This window comes from Cupriavidus sp. SIMBA_020 (genome assembly GCF_046535395.1).
GTDB lineage: Bacteria > Pseudomonadota > Gammaproteobacteria > Burkholderiales > Burkholderiaceae > Cupriavidus > Cupriavidus campinensis.
Genome location: NZ_JAWRWU010001146.1, coordinates 1 through 253 on the forward strand (window position 1 = coordinate 1; position 253 = coordinate 253).

1 pseudogene is annotated in these 253 nt (G+C 60.9%); it reads right to left on the reverse strand.

Annotated features, from left to right (window positions below):
- Window positions 1-253: pseudogene (locus tag SB751_RS33125) on the reverse strand (amino acid ABC transporter substrate-binding protein); the annotation flags it as partial.

Consider the following 253-nt stretch of genomic DNA (forward strand, 5'->3'; position numbering starts at 1 on the left):
GGCGTTCAGGCCGCGCTCCAGCTTCATCGCGCTGCTCTTGCCGAGCGTGGCTTCGAAGCTTTCACCGTAGTTGCCGACCTGCTTGATGATGTTGTAGGCCCACTTGTCGTCCACGCCCAGGTTCTTGCCCATGCCCGGGGTCACGCCCAGGATGCGCTGGATGTTGGGATTGGTGCTCTTGGTCATTTCATCGACGATCTTGGACGTGATGCCGTATTCCTCGGCTTCCAGCATCGCGTGCAGCGACCAGCGG